Origin of the sequence: Flavobacterium pasteuri (assembly GCF_048286615.1) — a bacterium.
In the GTDB taxonomy this organism is placed as follows: domain Bacteria; phylum Bacteroidota; class Bacteroidia; order Flavobacteriales; family Flavobacteriaceae; genus Flavobacterium.
Genome location: NZ_JBLVPN010000005.1, coordinates 115,042 through 132,135 on the forward strand (window position 1 = coordinate 115,042; position 17,094 = coordinate 132,135).

The following is a 17,094-nucleotide window of genomic DNA, read 5'->3' on the forward strand; positions in this document are numbered from 1 at the left end:
TCTTGGTATAAATACTTGATAGGTATTTATTTAAGGCTTTTTGTTACGGTTTGTACAAAATAAAATAGAGCCGCTCTTTACGAACGGCTCTATTGGTTTTGAATTAATATTAACTTAAGCTAATGGTGCTCCTGCCATAATTTCGGCATTGGCAAATTCTTCAAATTTGGCGAAGTTAGCTTTGAATTTTTGAGCTAATTCTACCGCTTTTTTATCGTATAGTTCAGGGTCTTCCCAAGTATTTCTTGGATTCAATATTTCACTAGGAACATTTGGACACGTTTGCGGTTTTGCAATTCCAAATACTTTGTGATTTTCGTAATCCACATTGTCTAATTCTCCGTTTAATGCAGCGGTAATCATAGCACGTGTGTATTTTAATTTCATTCTGCTTCCTATTCCATATGGACCACCTGTCCAACCGGTATTGATTAACCAAACTTTTACATTGGCATCTTTCATTTTTTTACTCAACATTTCAGCGTATTTTGTTGGGTGCAAAGGCATGAATGGTGCGCCAAAACAAGCCGAAAAATTAGGCTGAGGTTCTGTAATTCCAGCTTCTGTTCCTGCAACTTTTGCTGTATAACCAGAGATAAAATGATAGGCAGCCTGTCCTGGAGTCAGTTTAGAGATTGGAGGTAATATTCCAAACGAATCCGCAGTTAAGAAAAATATATTTTTTGGATTTTCTCCTATAGAACCAGGTTGAATGTTGTCAATATGATAAATAGGATAACTTACTCTAGTGTTTTGAGTGATAGAAATATCCTCAAAATCAACTTCATTAGTGTCTTTATTTAGAACTACATTTTCTAGGATTGATCCTTTTTTTATCGCTCTAAAAATATCTGGTTCGTTTTCTTCAGAAAGGTTGATGACTTTTGCATAACAACCTCCTTCAAAGTTGAAAACTGTATTTTCATTAGTCCATCCATGTTCATCATCACCAATTAATTTTCTGTTTGGATCTGCAGATAAAGTTGTTTTTCCAGTTCCTGATAATCCGAAGAAAATAGCAGTATCACCGTCTTTTCCAACATTAGCACTACAGTGCATTGGTAACGTGTTTTTGAAAACTGGTAAAATAAAATTCAATGCAGAAAAAATTCCTTTTTTCATTTCTCCAGTGTATCCAGTTCCGCCTATCAAAACTACTTTTCTTGTAAAGTCAAGAATTGCAAAATTGCTTTGACGCGTTCCATCTACTGCTGGATCTGCCATAAAACTTGGTACACATAAAAGAGTCCATTCTGGGTCGAAGTTTGCTAATTCTTCCGCTTCAGGTCTTAAAAACATATTGTAGCAAAATAAATTTGCCCAAGGAGTTTCTGTAATTACACGAATATTTAATCTGTAATTTGGATCAGAACATACGTATGAATCTCTTACATAAACCTCTTTATTGGATAAATAGGAGGCCACTTTATTATAAAGTGCTTCGAAAGCATCTGATTCAAAAGGGATATTTACTTTTCCCCACCAAACTTGATTTTCACTGATGCTGTCTTTTACTATATAGCGGTCTTGTGGAGAACGGCCAGTATATTCGCCTGTATTTACTGCTAATGCACCGGTTGAGCTTTCAATTCCTTGACCTAATTTTATTGTTATGTCGTGTAATTCTTCAGGGGATAACTGGTAATGAATTTTTGCATTTTCAATTCCTAATTCTTTTAACGAAATCGATTGCGAGAAAAGCGTGTTATTGTCCATAAATTTATTGTTGTGTAGTTTCTTTTTATAGACTGCAAAAGTAGAAATTATATTTCAGATAGCCTTTCATTCTTCTAATTTTGTGATTTTTTATTCATAATATTCAGTAAAAAAACGCCCCAGCCCAGTATTAATAGGAGTCCGCCAATAGGAGTCACGAATCCTATAATTTTAAAGTCAAATGAAGTAAGGTCGTTTGTCGCTAATAGATAAATAGACCCAGAGAATAAAATTACACCAAAAAGAACTAAAAAATAGATTGTTTTTTTTGTTTTTTGAGGGACGTCTTTCATTAGCCCAAAAAACAATAAAAATAGCGCATGGTACATTTGGTAGCGTACACCAGTTTCAAAAGTAGATAATTGTTCAATAGACAGTACTTTTTTTAGGGCATGTGCGCCAAAAGCACCAAAAATTATAGCAATCATCCCTAAAATAGCTCCTGTTGAAAGTATCCTTTTGTCCATGTTGATTTTGTTTTTATTACAAAAGTATCTCATCTGTCATTAAATTAAAAACGTTTTGTGAGATACTTTTTTTAGCGGTTGATTGATTCTAAATCAGGTTTTAGAACTGGCAAATTTTTTTTTGCAACACTATTTGTTATAAATACAACAATTTTGTATGTTTGTGTTATAATTATATAAAATGAAAACAATTTTAATCATCGGGGCAGGAAGATCAGCTTCATCTTTGATACATTATCTATTAAGTAAATCAGATAAGGAGAACTTGCATCTTATTATTGGTGATTTGTCATTGGTTTTAGCCCAAAAAAAGACAAATAATCATCCTAATGCAACGGCGATTGCCTTAGATATTTTTGATGAAAATCAAAGAAAAGAAGCAATTCAGAAAGCAAATATTGTTATTTCAATGTTGCCGGCTCATTTGCATATTGAGGTAGCTAGGGATTGTATTGTTTATAAAAAGCATTTGGTTACCGCTTCTTATGTGAGCGATGCCATGCAGGAATTAGATGCTGCGGCCAAAGAGAACAATCTTATTTTCATGAATGAAATTGGGCTTGATCCTGGAATTGACCACATGAGTGCCATGAAAGTCATTGATGAGATTAAAGAAAAAGGCGGAGAAATGCTCCTTTTTGAATCTTTTTGTGGCGGACTTGTAGCTCCAGAATCGGATACGAATCTTTGGAATTACAAATTTACTTGGGCGCCACGTAATGTAGTTCTTGCCGGTCAGGGAGGCGCTGCTAAGTTTATTCAGGAAGGGACTTATAAATACATTCCGTACTGTAATTTGTTTCGCAGAACTGAATTTCTGGATGTAGAAGGATACGGGCGATTTGAAGCGTATTCGAATCGGGATTCACTAAAATATAGAAGTGTGTATGGCTTAGACAATGTGCTTACGTTATACAGAGGAACGATTCGAAGAGTGGGTTTCTCTAAAGCATGGAATATGTTTGTGCAATTAGGAATGACGGATGATAGTTATGTTATGGAGGATTCTGAGAACATGAGTTATCGAGAATTTGTGAATTCGTTCTTGCCGTATCATCCAACAGATTCTGTAGAAATCAAGACTCGTTTGATTCTCAAGATTGACCAAGATGATATCATGTGGGACAAATTGTTGGAACTCGATTTGTTCAATCGTGATAAAAAAGTAGGTTTGAAAAATGCCACTCCGGCACAAATTCTAGAGAAAATATTAACTGATAGTTGGACGCTTCAGCAAGATGATAAAGATATGATTGTCATGTATCATAAATTTGGATACGAATATAATGGTAAAAAAGAACAAATAGATTCCAAAATGGTTTGCATTGGTGACGATCAAACCTATACAGCCATGGCTAAAACAGTTGGTTTGCCCGTTGCAATGGCGACTTTGTTAATCTTGAATGGTAAAATTACGACTCCGGGAGTGCAATTGCCCATTCGTAAGGAAGTCTACGAGCCTATTTTAAAAGAATTAGAAGAATACGGAGTTGTTTTCAAGGAACAATCCATGTCCTATTTAGGATACAATCCGGATAAAGAGTTTAGTTAGTAATTTTTTTAGATTTTTAGTTTGATAAATCCGCTTCAAGAGGAGCGGATTTGTTTTTTTTACAATTACGCCTTTTCAGATTGAATAGTTATTGGTAAGCTATACATTACTCTAACAGGAACTCCGTTCATTTTTCCGGGAATCCATTTCGGGCATATTTTCAAAACACGTATGGCTTCTTCTCCGGTTCCATAACCAATGTCGCGTATGTTTTTTATGTCGCTTAAACTGCCGTCTTTTTCTATGATAAAGGTGATGTATACTTTTCCTTTTAAGTTAGGTTGTTCTGGAGTTTTAAAATTATTGCCTACAAATTTGTAAAATTCCATAATTCCACCCGGAAAATCTGGTTTTTCGGTTATTCCAGCAGTATTATAGACTTCATTTTCCCCTTTTTGGACAAACTGATTTTTAGTATCGTACGCATCAATTTCAATTACTTCAGGAGCTCCTTTGCTTAATGTTGCCAGAAGTTCCTCGTTTGTAGGCAATTCTTTTTCTTTTGATAGGATAGAAGGTATAGCCCTCTTTTCTACAGGAGTTAGTTCATCGTATTTTTTTTCGCTGGTAACCTTTCCTTTTTCATCTTTGATTTTAAAAGTAGTTTTGTCGTAATACGTTTTAATTAAATTTCCTGGTTTCGCAGAAGTAGTTTCCTTTTTTACATTGGTTTCTTGTGCAGCAACTTTCGTACACAATAACAACAATAATGCAGTTACTACAGGAATTAGCATTGCTTTTTTTAATAAAGCTTCTCTTTTTGATGTGGTTTTTGTCATCATGAGTAATCGTTTTTTAGTTATTAAATAGTTCAAATTACTGGCCAAGTAAAAAGTTTGGTTCTCCTTCGCTTTCGATAATAATAAAGATTGGTAGAACGGAACATTGTTATAGGAGGTCACTACTTTCTCATCAGCAAGAAATTCGTGGTTGAGTTGTATGGCTTTTTTGTAAAAAATAAAAATAGGGTTGAACCAAAAAACGGTTTTCAATAGTTCAATGAATAAAATATCCAAAGTGTGTTTTTGGGTTACATGCGTGAGTTCGTGTGTATACAATTCAGCTTCAATTTCACGGTTGTTGTATTCCGTCTCGTTGATGAAAATGGTATTCAGGAAAGTGTGCGGCAACGTTTTTTCGGGAACCAAAATCAATTTGGCATTCTTATAGTGAATTGGTGTATTCGACTTCATTTTTGACGAAATCTTGATGATATTACTAAAAAAACGTATCGTCAGAACGAGTGTTACTACAGCATACAAACTCCACAATCCTATTGCCAGATAGTTTGTTTCCTCCAGTATTACAGCGTTTCCTTGTAGTATTTGGATATTTCCCGGATTGACTGCAGGTTGTGCTATTTCCTGAATTACTTCAATAGTTATGAATGGAATTACCATCGAGAAAACAAGGCTGAACAACAAGTAAAACCTATTGAAAATGTGTATTTTTTCTTTTTCCAAAAACAAATAATACACTGCTAGTAGCACCAATAAAGTAATTGTCGATTTGATTAGAAAGTCGCTCATTTTTTCTTTTTTAGAATTTCACTGTCTATTATATATTTCGTTGAACCTCTTTAATCAAAACGGGATTTGAAAATGTTCCTGCTTTTATTGTTTTTTCGATCACTTTAAAAGAAACACTTTTTCTTTGTTTTTTTATAAGCATCTCGTGTTCAGAGTTGGTGAATAAAGCATAATGATTGAGATTAGCACTATAAGGTTTACCGTTTTTTGATGGTTTGTAAAATCTTATATAGCCAGCAATTTCTTTTACATTATGTTTTTTTAAATCAATGTTGTTCAATTTTTTGCCGTTCAATATTCCTGAAAATTTAGAATCCTTAGTCCAACTGTCAAATTCTTTTTGTGTTGGTTTTTTCATTGAGCTTTCTGGTGGAACATTGCTAATGTAGAGGCGCTTTTCATTTGCCGTGAGTGCTTCGTATTTTTTGTCTAGTAGCACTTTTTTCGAATTATCTTTCACAATCAATCGAACTCCTTTGTAATAGTCGTCTCTTTTTTTAATTTCAGCTGGTGCGCTATTGTCGCTGCTTGTGCTGGTTTGAGCAATTGTTTGTATGCACATTAAGTTTACTAGTCCAGTAAATAGCGGTATCAAAATGATTTTCTTCGCAATTGATTTCGAGCTTGATGTGGTTTTTGTCATCATGAGTAATCGTTTTTTAGTTATTAAATAATTCAAATTACTGGCCAAGTAAAAAGTTGGGTTCGCGTTTGCCTTTGAGAGCAACAAAGATTGGTAGAACGGAACATTGTTATAGGAGGTCACTACTTTCTCATCGGCAAGAAATTCGTGATTGAGTTGTATGGCTTTTTTGTAAAAAATAAAAATAGGGTTGAACCAAAAAATGGTTTTCAATAGTTCAATGAATAAAATATCCAAAGTGTGTTTTTGGGTTACATGCGTCAATTCATGGGTGTACAATTCAGCTTCAATTTGACGGTTGTTGTATTCCGTCTCGTTAATGAAAATCGTATTCAGGAAAGTGTGTGGCAATGTTTTTTCGGGAACCAAAATCAATTTTGCATTCTTATAATCAATTGATGTATTCGACTTCATTTTAGACGAAATCTTGATGATATTGCTAATAAAACGTATCGCCAGAACAAGTGTTACTACAGCATACAAACTCCATAATCCTATTGCGAGATAGTTAGTTTCCTCCAGTATTACAGCGCTTCCTTGCAGTATTTGGATATTTCCGGGATTGACTGTAGGTTGTGCTATTTCCTGAATCACTTCAATAGTTATAAACGGAATTACCATCGAAAAAACAAGGCTGAACAGTAAGTATAACCTATTGAAAATGTGTATTTTTTCTTTTTCCAAAAATAAATAATACACTGCTAGTAGTACCAATAAAGTGATTGTCGATTTGATTAGAAAGTCACTCATTTTTTCTTTTTTTGAATTTCACTGTCTATTATTTTCTTGAGATCTTCCAATTCCGTTTGCGTTAAATTAGTTTCTTTGGTGAAGAAAGATGCAAATTGTGATGCCGAATTGTTGAAGAAATTACTAATCAATCCATTTACATGTTTCGAGAAATAATCGGTTTTCTTGACCAAAGGATAATATTCCCGCGAGTTCCCAAATTCATTGTAGGCGACAAATTGCTTATCGATCATTCTTTTTAATAAAGTAGCCACAGTTGTGGTTGCGGGTTTTGGTTTTGGATAGGCTTCCAGCAAGTCTTTCATGAATGCTTTTTCGAGTTTCCAAAGGTGTTCCATTACTTGTTCTTCGGCGTTTGTTAGTTGTTGCATGTTTATTTAATTTCTATTTCGGAAAGTGATTCCCCGTTATTGTATTTCTTTATCGTTATTAGTTTCCCATCTTCATTAAAGAAGTTCCAGTCACCAAAATAAAACCAATGCGCGTAATTATCGCTCGTTTCCATTTTTGTTTTTCCTTTGGACTGTATTTTCCCATTTTTATGATAAAAAGTAGTGTTGCAGATGTTGTCTTTGTATTTTTCTCTTTTAATGATTTTACCATTTAAGTAATAACTCCATTTTTTTATGGGATCACCTTTTCGATATTTCCCAACCGATTTATAATGGGAACTGTCTTGTGTGTATTGTTCAATCCAAAGTCCTTCTCTAAATTTATTTATTATTTGATTGGTTTTGCAACCAAATAATAAAAATACCAAGGCGATTAGAATTACAGATGGTCGCATAAATGATTTTGTTCTACGAAAATAGAGTTTGCTCTACAAATGTAGAATATAAAATCAAATAAACAAGTTTTTAGAGAAAAATATTTTGGTAGTCAGCGGTTTGCGTTAAGGATGGGAGTGGAAATCCTTTTTATTTTTTTGTTTCAAAAAATAAAAAGATTGAGAATGGACAGCCTGACCGCGCTGGAACGATAGTGGAAGCGTGGGAACGCCCAAAAAAATCCGCCCTGTGTAGAGCGGATATAGTATTTAATGAAAGGAATTTATTTTGATAACTCCACGAAATATTTATAAAACAACGGAATGGTTTCAATTCCTTTTAGGTAATTGAAGATCCCGAAGTGTTCGTTTGGCGAGTGAATGGCATCGCTATCCAGACCAAATCCCATTAGAATTGTCTTGCTTTTTAGTTCTTTTTCGAATAACGCTACAATGGGAATACTTCCTCCGGAACGCACAGGAATTGCGGGAACGCCAAAGGTTTGCGTATACGCCATGTTTGCGGCTTTGTAGCCAATGCTGTCTATTGGGGTTACGTAACCTTGTCCGCCATGATGTGGTTTTACTTTTACGGTAACGCCAGCAGGAGCAAGGCTTGTGAAGTGTTTTGTGAAAAGTTCAGTGATTTGTTCCCAGTCTTGATTAGGAACCAAACGCATCGAGATTTTAGCGAAAGCTTTGCTTGCAATCACTGTTTTGGCACCTTCTCCGGTGTAACCACCCCAGATACCGTTGACATCCAGCGTAGGACGGATGGAATTCCTTTCGTTTGTTACATAGCCTTTTTCGCCATAAACGTCATTAAGGTCCAATGCTTTTTTATAGTTTTCTAAATTGAAAGGCGCTTTGGCCATTTCAGCTCTTTCTTCGAGGGATAGTTCTTCTACATTGTCATAGAAACCGGGAATGGTAATGTGGTTGTTTTCATCATGAAGCGAAGCAATCATTTTAGACAACACATTGATAGGATTGGCAACTGCACCTCCGTACAATCCAGAATGCAAGTCACGGTTTGGTCCCGTAACTTCTACTTCTACATAGCTTAGGCCACGTAAACCTGTTGTGATTGATGGTTGCTGATTAGAGATCATTCCGGTATCTGAAATTAAAATCACATCGTTTTTTAGTTTTTCCTGATTGCGTTCTACGAACCAACTCAAGCTTTTGGAACCAATTTCCTCTTCCCCCTCAATCATGAACTTTACGTTACATGGCAAAGTATTGGATTGCACCATATATTCTAATGCTTTTACGTGCATGTACATTTGGCCTTTGTCATCACAAGAACCACGGGCAAAAATGGCGCCTTCAGGATGAATTTCGGTTTTCTTGATTACGGGTTCAAAAGGTGGAGAAGTCCATAATTCGATTGGGTCTGGTGGTTGCACATCATAATGTCCATAGACTAAAACGGTGGGTAATGTTGGGTCTATAATTTTTTCACCATATACGATTGGATACCCTGGAGTATCACAAATTTCAACAAAATCACAGCCTGCTTTTTCTAAACTGGCTTTTACGGCATCAGCTGTTTCAAAAACATCGTGAGAATAAGCAGTGTCAGCACTTACGGATGGGATTTTCAATAATTCGATTAACTCGTTGATAAAGCGATCTTTGTGTTCTTGAACGTATGCTTTAATATTTTCCATTATTTGAATTTTGTTTATATTTCAAAAGTACAAAAAAGAGTATGAATATTTTTTATCAAAATTGTTTTGAAAATTGGAAGTTAAGTGTATCTTTGCACCCACAATTGCGCGGATATGGTGAAATTGGTAGACATGCCAGACTTAGGATCTGGTGCCGCAAGGCGTGTAGGTTCGAGTCCTATTATCCGCACAAAAAAAGCTTCTCAATCGAGAAGCTTTTTTTATATCTATACCTGAAAATTATTTATTTCCTATCCAAGCATTAATTTTCATCTCTAATAATGCTAATGGCATTACTCCGGATTCTAATACTTTTTCATGGAATTTTTTAATATCAAATTTAGTACCCATTTTAGTTTCCGCTTTTTTGCGTAGCTCCATGATTTTTAACTGGCCAATTTTATAAGACAAAGCTTGTCCTGGAATCGCCATATAACGTTCTATTTCAGGAATAATGCTCGCTTCACTTTCGGCTTCGTTTGCTAATGAGTATTTGATGGCTTGTTCTCTAGTCCAACCCTTGGAATGTAAGCCGGTATCAACAACTAATCGAACTGCTCTGTGCATTTCATTGCCTAACATTCCAAAATACTGATACGGATCTTGATACAGTCCCAGTTCTTTTCCTAAGCTTTCCGTGTACAAAGCCCAACCTTCGCCATAAGCACCAAACCAATTAAATTTTCTGAAGTCAGGAAGGCTTTCGTTTTCTTGTTGTAAGGATATTTGAAAGTGATGTCCTGGAATCGCTTCATGCAAAAACAAATCTTCATCACCATACATATTATAATTTGCTACTTCAGGAATTGGAACATAGAAAATACCTGGACGCGTGCCATCAGCAGTTCCTTGATTGTACTCAGCACTGGCGGTTTTTTCTCTAAACGCTTCTGTTCGTCTGATTTCAAATTTTGTTTTGGGTTGCAGTGCGAATAATTTGTCTACATTGGGTTTGATGCGCGTATAAATACTTTGAAAATTAGCGATAACCTCTTCTGGTTTTGTAAATGGTTTTAATTCTTTTTTGTTTCGAACCTCCTCAAAAAACTCGATTAACGTTCCTTTAAAACCCACTTGAGTTTTTACCTTTTCCATTTCGGATGTTAAACGAGCTACTTCTTTTAATCCCAGTTCGTGAATTTGTTCGGGAGTCATTTCAGTGGTGGTCCATTGTTTTACGTAAGTGGCATATAACTCTTTTCCAAAAGGCAAACTTCCAATTCCGCTGGTTGTTCTGGAAGCAGGAAGATATTCTTTATTTAGAAAATCAGCCATTTTCTTATATTGTGGAATTAGTTTGGTATTGATTGTCGAAGTGTATTTTGCTGTTAAATCCTCTTTTATACTGTCAGGGAAAGAGGCAGGCATTAGTTTTATAGCTGAGTAAAATAAATTGTCTTCTATATTTGGCGTAGCCATTTCTGCAAATTGTGGAATCAGTTTTACCGTTAACGATTTTGGTAATACAACACCTTTATCAAGTCCTTTTTTCATGTAAACCATTGCCGAATCTATCCAAACAGCATATTTGTCCATTCTTTTTAGGAAATTGGTATAGTCCTTTTCAGTTTTAAAAGGTTGCGCGCTGGTTCCTCCTGCAAATTGCCCCATAGTCAAATGCGTTCCCCAGAATTGATGAACAGGAAGCAAATTTGTAGGTTGTTTTAATAAGTCTTTACCAATCTCAACTTCCCATTTGATGATTTCATAACTGTTTTTTTCTTCATCGGATAAATCTTCGACAGTTATATTTTGAAGTGCAGATTGGTATTTGTTAAAGAAAGCTTCTTGTGATTTTCTAAAACTGTCTGTCATTTCAAACTGCAACTGATCGTTGTATTGGTTTTGACCACTTTGTGTCGCATCCAGTGGGCTCATCGCATTTTTGTCGTCAAAATAATTTTTCGTCAGACTGTTGAAGTCTTGTTTCTTATCTTCGGATTTACAGTTAACCAGCAATAATGACGTGGTTACAGAAAGTAAAAGAGTGGTTATTTTTTTCATAGTTTAGATGTGATTATTGGAAAAGCTAATTTATCCAAAAATAATTGATTATTACCCAAATATATTTCTAATGTAATGCTGTACAGGGACTTTTTATATTTTCATTCCTTATCGGTCAAAAAAAATCCCATTCGGTTTAAAACGAATGGGGTCTTGGTTTCAATTTTAGTATAACCTTACAATACCAGATTTGAAAAAAATCGATTTTTATCCGTGATAAACTCTCGAAGCAATTATTTTGTCTTCTTTGATGTCTAATACTTCCGCTACCAGCAAATCTTCTTCACCGGTAACTGTTCTTGTGTATTCCATAAAAACGCGGTCGCCATTGGCGGTAAGCGATTTTACTTTGTAATTTAAGCTTGGTAAACGCTCAAAAGCATCTTTCCACCATTCTCGTAATGCTACTTTACCGGTAACAAAACCGTTACTTTCTGGTTTGTACATTTTTAGTTTTGGACTAAAATGCACGGCATCGTCATCGTATAAAGACAATAATTTTTCTAATTCTTTATTATTGAAAGTTTCAAACCATTTAAAAGCAATTGATTGTAATTTTTCTGGTGTCATACTTATTTAGGATTGAATTTTTATTAAAAAAATCCCATTCCGTATAAACGGAAGGGATTTCATATTTATAATTTCAAAGAAATATTAAACGTTCTTCAAATTGATAATTTCTTGTTCAGTAAGCAATCTCCAGTTTCCTCTTGGCAAATTCTTTTTGGTCAAACCAGCAAAAGAAACTCTGTCAATACGCAATACATCATAACTAAAGTGTTCAAAAATAGAACGAACCACTTTCACGTTTGCTGAACGCAATTGCAATCCAATTTCACTTTTAGCTTCACCTTCGATGTAGCTTACATCTTCCACAAAAACGCGGTGTCCGTCAAGAGTCAAACCTTTATTTATTTTTTCTAAATCCTCAAATTTCAAGTTTTTATCTAATGAAACTTGGTAAATTTTAGATGATTTTTGACTTGGTAACGTAAACTTACGAATCATGTCCGTGTCATTCGTGAACAATAACAAACCAGTTGTATTCTTGTCCATTCTTCCTACTGCACCAATTTTTGCAGTCGTAGAACCTTTAACCAGTTCCAATACATTACGATATTCCTGACCTTCGTCCATCGCAGTTGTAAAGTTTTTAGGTTTGTTCAGTAAGATGTATACTTTTTTCTCCGGAGTTAAAGTAGCACCGTCAAAATTAACAACATCACCTGGTTTTACCATGTATCCCATTTCGGTAACAGGAATTCCGTTTACTTTTACAGTTCCGGATTGAATATAAATATCCGCATCACGACGCGAGCACGCACCAGAATTAGCGATGTATTTATTCAAACGAATTTCGTCTTTTACTTTCGGTCTCTTTGGTGCTTGATTTGGTTTTTTCTCTACTTTATCAGTAGCGATATCGGCAACTTTAGTATTTACTTTAACTTTTTTCGGCCCTTGAGCGCGCTTCTGCATGGCAGGTTTTGGCTTATTCGAACTTGGTCTAGAGCTAGCTGCTCTTGGACCACTTTTCTTATTATTGCCTTCCTTGTTATTCATAATATTCCAAATAATTTACTTCGTCAGTTCGGCCAGAATGGCCTCGTGCGTGCAAAGATACTATTTATATACTTGACAATCAATAACTGCCAATTATAAAAACGCTAACTATCTAGTTAATAAGCTAATTAATATGATTTAGTATGGTTTTTTGGAGCTATTTACCGCTATCGTTTCAATCTTTTATTTTTTAAAGAAAAAAATAAAAGGATTTCCTCTACTATCGGGGCTATGCTAATCTGGGGATTTGTGAGCTCTTCGGGAATGGTTTTTTATCCTTTTTATAATTTGAAAAAAGGCGAAATTAAACCATCAACAATCTTTTTCCGTGCCATAAAACACTTGGGTTAATCAAGACAATGCAAAATACTCCGGCAACAATAAGGAATTTCAACACATTGTGAAGCAGCAAAAACTGTGGTTTCGCATTTGATTTCCATAAGTATAACAGGAAAAATATCAAAACGATCAGACAAGAGTAAAAATAAATATCCATGTAACCCACATCGTAAATATCGATTAAAACATAAACGGGAACAATAGTCAGAACTGTCAAAACAGTAATGATTTTTTTCGATATTTCTTCACCGTAAACAATAGGAATCGTTTTATAATTATTGGCTAAATCACCCTTTAGATTTTCTAAATCCTTGATCATTTCCCGAATCAACAACAGTAAAAATAAAAAAGCAGCATGCGAAAAAATAACGCCTAATTGTCTTTTGTAATTTTCAATTTCTTCATAAGGAATCCGTGTATAAAAATACAATAGTATCGCAAAAAAAGGTAAAACAGCCAGTAATGCAGCAGTCAGGTTTCCTATTATTGGGTATTTTTTTATTTTGTGGGAATAAAACCAGATGAAAAATATATATCCTGAAAAAAATAAAAACACGCGCCAGGAAACAAACAAAGCCATTAAAGCCACAATAAAATTGATTGTAAAATACACACTCAATTTTGTTTTTTGACTCACTAATCGGTCCAGCATCGACTTATTAGGACGATTGATTAAATCCTTTTGACTGTCATAAAAGTTGTTGATGATATATCCAGAAGCAATCGTAAGGGAAGAAGCAAAAACCAGAATGAATAAATTGAAATCGAGTAAAATATCAAGCGCTCTTTTTTCTGGAGCCAAAATAAATATAGCCGAAAGGTATTGGGCTAAAATAATTACGGGAATGTTATAGCCTCTAACTACAGAGAACAAACTTGCAATTTTCATTATAAGAAGTTTGTGCTGCCTGCTTAACATTTAGATGAATTTAAGAATGTGCTCCCACTAGAAGGGTGCTATTTTATGTTTTCTTTTCCCTCTCCTTTGGAGAGGGTTGAGGATAGGATGTTTAAAACTGATATACTACTTCTAGTTTATAATCTTTTAAAGATGCTTTAGCTTTTTCTAAATCTTCAGTGAAACCTAAGATGTAGCCACCGCCACCGGAGCCGCAAAGCTTCAAATAGTAATCATTGCTGTCAATTCCTTGTTGCCAAATTCCGTGAAATTGTTCCGGAATCATTGGTTTAAAGTTATTCAAAACTACTTTTGATAATTTCTTGGTATTCATGAACAATGATTTCATGTCTCCGCCAAGAAAGTTTTCTACACAAGCATCCGTATATTTTACAAATTGATTTTTCAACATGGCACGGAAACCTTTGTCCTTCAAACTTTCCATGAAAATATTTACCATCGGAGCTGTTTCGCCCACAATTCCTGAATCTAATAAAAATACCGCGCCTTTTCCGTCAAAACTTTGTGTAGGAATTCCGGTTGCTTCAATATTGTCTTTAGAATTAATTAGAATGGGGATGCTCAAATAACTGTTTAAAGGATCTAAACCAGAACTTTTTCCGTGGAAAAAACTCTCCATTTGAGAGAATATGTTTTTTAATTGCAATAATTTTTCACGAGTCAAATTCTCTAGAACCGTGATTTTGTTGTTTGCATATTTATCATAAATAGCAGCGACAAGTGCGCCACTGCTGCCTACACCGTATCCTTGCGGAATACTGGAATCAAAATACATTCCGGTCTCCACATCGTTTTTCAATGTAGTCAGGTCAAAAGTGACTAAGTCAGATTGTTCGTTTTGCAAAGTTTCTAAATACGCTACAAAACGTCTCAAGTGACCATTTGATTTGACGGCTTCATCAGATGGGTTTTCTTCTCTTTTTAGTGCACCATTGTAAAAATTGTATGGAATTGAAAGCCCTTTTGAGTCACGAATAATTCCGTATTCTCCAAAGAGTAATATTTTTGAGTAAAATAAAGGTCCTTTCATATTAGATTGTAAATTAACAATTTAGTCTTGATAATTGTATTTTGTAACAAATGAATTTCTTATAAATCAACTTGATCTCCGCGATTTGCCTCTAGAATTTCAATATCAATTTCCTCTTGTTGTTCAGGAGATAATTCTTTCCAGATGTCATTTTTTTGCGCTTTTAAAATGGTTTTTATAGCCTCGATTATTGTCTTGTCATTAGTTTCTAATAACATTTTTATCAATTCTAATTTCTCTGATTGAATATCCATGATTTCAGCTCTTTAAAAAATAAAGATAGGAAAAAAACAGATTAAATCAACGAAGCTCCATTTCCAATTTTGTCACAAATGTACTGACCATTTTGACAATAGCCAACTAATTCGTTCTTAATAAATTGTAAAACTGTTTCGGCCACATTTTCAGGATATAAAACATGCACATTTGCACCAGCATCCAGTGTGAAACAAACCGGAATTCTAGTTTCATTTCTAAATCTCCAAATCGCATTTATAATCTCCAAAGTTTTCGGTTTCATTAGTATAAAATAAGGCATTGAGGTCATCATCATAGCATGTAAAGTCAAGGCTTCGCTTTCTACAATTTTGATAAATTCTTCTAAATTCCCACTTTCAAAAATGGTAATCAGTTGGTCCAAGTTTTCATGTGCTTGTGCAAATCGTCTTTCGGCAAAAGGATGGTTGTGCATTAAATCATGCCCAATGGTACTTGAAACCTGCTTTTCACCTTTGTCAACTAGTAAAATAGTATCTTGAAAATTCTTAAAATTAGCATGAATCGCATTAGGAAATTCTACCCCAAATAAATCAGAACATCCGTTGATATTTGTATGATTTCCCCAAACCACCACTTGGCCTTTTACACTTCTGCAAGCACTTCCGGAACCTAAACGTGCCAATAAAGATGCTTTTTGATAGAAATATTCCTCGGTCATTTCAGGATGTAACGCTTTTTCTAAACTCATTAAGTTCATCGCCAAAGCGGCCATTCCAGATGCTGATGAAGCAATTCCGGAACTGTGCGGAAAGGTATTCTCTGTATCAATTGTAAAATGGAAGTCTTTTAAAAACGGTAAATAGATTTCTATTCGCTCCAGGAATTTTTGAATTTTTGGCTTGAAATCTTCTTTTGGTTTCCCTTCAAAAAGTAAATCGAAGGAAAATGTACCGTCGTTTTCTTTTTTGGCGAAAGTCAATTTCGTTATCGTTTTACAATTATTCAAGGTAAAACTCACCGAAGGATTCGCAGGAATTTGATTGTCCTTTTTTCCCCAATATTTTACTAGAGCAATGTTACTGGGCGCGCTCCATTGAAAATTTCCGCTTTCAATCGAATGTGTATATTTTGATGGAATAAAATCGTTTACTGAAATCATGAATGTATAAATTTACGCAAAGATACTTTTTTTGGGTTATTTGTTTATTCGTTTAGTTGGTTAATCGTTACAAAGATTTAAGTAAATTTGGACAATAAAAATAATCATATAAGTCCATCAAGGATTTTTTAACCATTAAGGAATTAAGCTTCATTAAGTATTGGGCTTAATTTTTCTTAATTCCTTAATGGTTAGAAATATAAAGTTTACGAGATAATCAGTACACTTATTGCTTCTTAAATAGCTCATATGTTTCAAGAAAAGAGTACATCTTAAAAAATATAAAAATGAATAAAATTACCCGAATATTAGCTGTTGTTGTTACGTGCCTTGCAATTGGATATTTATCTGGAACGGTTACTCGTTCTGCTATTACAACTTGGTATCCCACTTTGATAAAACCAAGTTTTAATCCGCCCAATTGGATATTTGCACCTGTTTGGAGTATGTTGTACGTAATGATGGGTGTTGCCGCAGGATTGGTTTGGGACCGAATAGAAGTAGAAAAAGAAGTCGTTAAAAAAGCGTTGGTTTTCTTTGCAATACAATTGGCACTAAATGCTTTGTGGTCGTATTTATTCTTTGGTTTACACAATCCAATGTTAGCGGGATTAGAAATTATCATACTGTGGTTGATGATTTTTGAAACGTACGTTCAGTTTTCTAAAATCAATAAAATTGCAGGTTATTTGTTTATACCGTATTTGGTTTGGGTAAGTTTTGCCGCCGTTTTAAATGGAAGTATTTGGTGGTTGAATAGATAAG

At 34.6% G+C, this 17,094-nt stretch carries 16 protein-coding genes and 1 tRNA gene; 3 read left to right on the top strand and 14 right to left on the bottom strand.

What is annotated here, in order from left to right; translation table 11 throughout:
• Positions 1 to 114 precede the first annotated feature (114 nt).
• Positions 115 to 1,716, bottom strand: coding sequence for a phosphoenolpyruvate carboxykinase (ATP) (gene pckA, locus ACNQF6_RS09120; RefSeq protein ID WP_417965201.1), 1,602 nt, complete (start codon positions 1,714 to 1,716; stop codon positions 115 to 117).
• Positions 1,717 to 1,790: 74 nt separating this feature from the next.
• Positions 1,791 to 2,183 carry a DUF423 domain-containing protein gene (locus ACNQF6_RS09125; RefSeq protein ID WP_417965203.1) on the bottom strand — a complete coding sequence of 131 codons (393 nt, stop codon included), beginning with the start codon at positions 2,181 to 2,183 and terminating at the stop codon, positions 1,791 to 1,793.
• Between the two features lie 181 nt (positions 2,184 to 2,364).
• On the opposite strand from ACNQF6_RS09125, the gene ACNQF6_RS09130 reads away from it, so the two are divergent.
• On the top strand, positions 2,365 to 3,735 hold the full coding sequence (locus ACNQF6_RS09130) for a saccharopine dehydrogenase family protein (protein ID WP_417965205.1): 1,371 nt from the start codon (positions 2,365 to 2,367) through the stop codon (positions 3,733 to 3,735).
• A gap of 65 nt (positions 3,736 to 3,800) precedes the next feature.
• Here ACNQF6_RS09130 and ACNQF6_RS09135 read toward each other — a convergent pair whose 3' ends face one another.
• The 5 genes from ACNQF6_RS09135 to ACNQF6_RS09155 all read right to left on the bottom strand — a co-directional run bounded on the left by ACNQF6_RS09135 (position 3,801) and on the right by ACNQF6_RS09155 (position 9,096).
• Positions 3,801 to 5,264, bottom strand: coding sequence for an energy transducer TonB (locus tag ACNQF6_RS09135; RefSeq protein ID WP_417965207.1), 1,464 nt, complete (start codon positions 5,262 to 5,264; stop codon positions 3,801 to 3,803).
• A 28-nt stretch (positions 5,265 to 5,292) separates the two neighbouring features.
• Entirely contained in the window at positions 5,293 to 6,657 is a 1,365-nt protein-coding gene (locus ACNQF6_RS09140) for a M56 family metallopeptidase (RefSeq protein ID WP_417965209.1), read from the bottom strand.
• Positions 6,654 to 7,028, bottom strand: a complete 375-nt coding sequence (locus ACNQF6_RS09145) for a BlaI/MecI/CopY family transcriptional regulator (RefSeq protein WP_417965211.1) — start codon at positions 7,026 to 7,028, stop codon at positions 6,654 to 6,656. Before ACNQF6_RS09145 ends, ACNQF6_RS09140 begins: the two co-directional genes overlap by 4 nt.
• Before the next feature lie 2 nt (positions 7,029 to 7,030).
• Complete coding sequence (locus tag ACNQF6_RS09150) at positions 7,031 to 7,444, bottom strand: toxin-antitoxin system YwqK family antitoxin (protein ID WP_417965213.1); 414 nt, start codon at positions 7,442 to 7,444, stop codon at positions 7,031 to 7,033.
• Positions 7,445 to 7,707: 263 nt separating this feature from the next.
• Entirely contained in the window at positions 7,708 to 9,096 is a 1,389-nt protein-coding gene (locus ACNQF6_RS09155; RefSeq protein ID WP_417965215.1) for a dipeptidase, read from the bottom strand.
• Between the two features lie 108 nt (positions 9,097 to 9,204).
• On the opposite strand from ACNQF6_RS09155, the gene ACNQF6_RS09160 reads away from it, so the two are divergent.
• A tRNA-Leu gene (locus ACNQF6_RS09160) sits at positions 9,205 to 9,286 on the top strand.
• 50 nt (positions 9,287 to 9,336) lie between these two features.
• Here the strand turns inward: ACNQF6_RS09160 and ACNQF6_RS09165 are convergent.
• The 7 genes from ACNQF6_RS09165 to ACNQF6_RS09195 form a co-directional block, all read right to left on the bottom strand.
• The gene (locus ACNQF6_RS09165; RefSeq protein WP_417965217.1) at positions 9,337 to 11,100 is read right to left on the bottom strand and encodes a DUF885 domain-containing protein; all 1,764 of its coding nucleotides are present in this window, start codon (positions 11,098 to 11,100) and stop codon (positions 9,337 to 9,339) included.
• A gap of 207 nt (positions 11,101 to 11,307) precedes the next feature.
• The gene (locus ACNQF6_RS09170; protein WP_315208526.1) at positions 11,308 to 11,670 is read right to left on the bottom strand and encodes a nuclear transport factor 2 family protein; all 363 of its coding nucleotides are present in this window, start codon (positions 11,668 to 11,670) and stop codon (positions 11,308 to 11,310) included.
• Positions 11,671 to 11,754: 84 nt separating this feature from the next.
• Positions 11,755 to 12,663 carry a pseudouridine synthase gene (locus ACNQF6_RS09175; RefSeq protein WP_196852801.1) on the bottom strand — a complete coding sequence of 303 codons (909 nt, stop codon included), beginning with the start codon at positions 12,661 to 12,663 and terminating at the stop codon, positions 11,755 to 11,757.
• 304 nt (positions 12,664 to 12,967) lie between these two features.
• Positions 12,968 to 13,921, bottom strand: a complete 954-nt coding sequence (locus ACNQF6_RS09180) for a geranylgeranylglycerol-phosphate geranylgeranyltransferase (RefSeq protein ID WP_417965219.1) — start codon at positions 13,919 to 13,921, stop codon at positions 12,968 to 12,970.
• A gap of 91 nt (positions 13,922 to 14,012) precedes the next feature.
• Positions 14,013 to 14,951 carry a mevalonate kinase family protein gene (locus ACNQF6_RS09185; RefSeq protein ID WP_417965221.1) on the bottom strand — a complete coding sequence of 313 codons (939 nt, stop codon included), beginning with the start codon at positions 14,949 to 14,951 and terminating at the stop codon, positions 14,013 to 14,015.
• 59 nt (positions 14,952 to 15,010) lie between these two features.
• Positions 15,011 to 15,205 carry a hypothetical protein gene (locus ACNQF6_RS09190; protein WP_417965223.1) on the bottom strand — a complete coding sequence of 65 codons (195 nt, stop codon included), beginning with the start codon at positions 15,203 to 15,205 and terminating at the stop codon, positions 15,011 to 15,013.
• 41 nt (positions 15,206 to 15,246) lie between these two features.
• Positions 15,247 to 16,329, bottom strand: a complete 1,083-nt coding sequence (locus tag ACNQF6_RS09195; RefSeq protein ID WP_417965225.1) for a diphosphomevalonate decarboxylase — start codon at positions 16,327 to 16,329, stop codon at positions 15,247 to 15,249.
• A 287-nt stretch (positions 16,330 to 16,616) separates the two neighbouring features.
• Between ACNQF6_RS09195 and ACNQF6_RS09200 the strand changes: the two genes are divergently transcribed.
• Positions 16,617 to 17,093 carry a TspO/MBR family protein gene (locus ACNQF6_RS09200; RefSeq protein WP_417965227.1) on the top strand — a complete coding sequence of 159 codons (477 nt, stop codon included), beginning with the start codon at positions 16,617 to 16,619 and terminating at the stop codon, positions 17,091 to 17,093.
• Position 17,094: the final 1 nt, after the last annotated feature.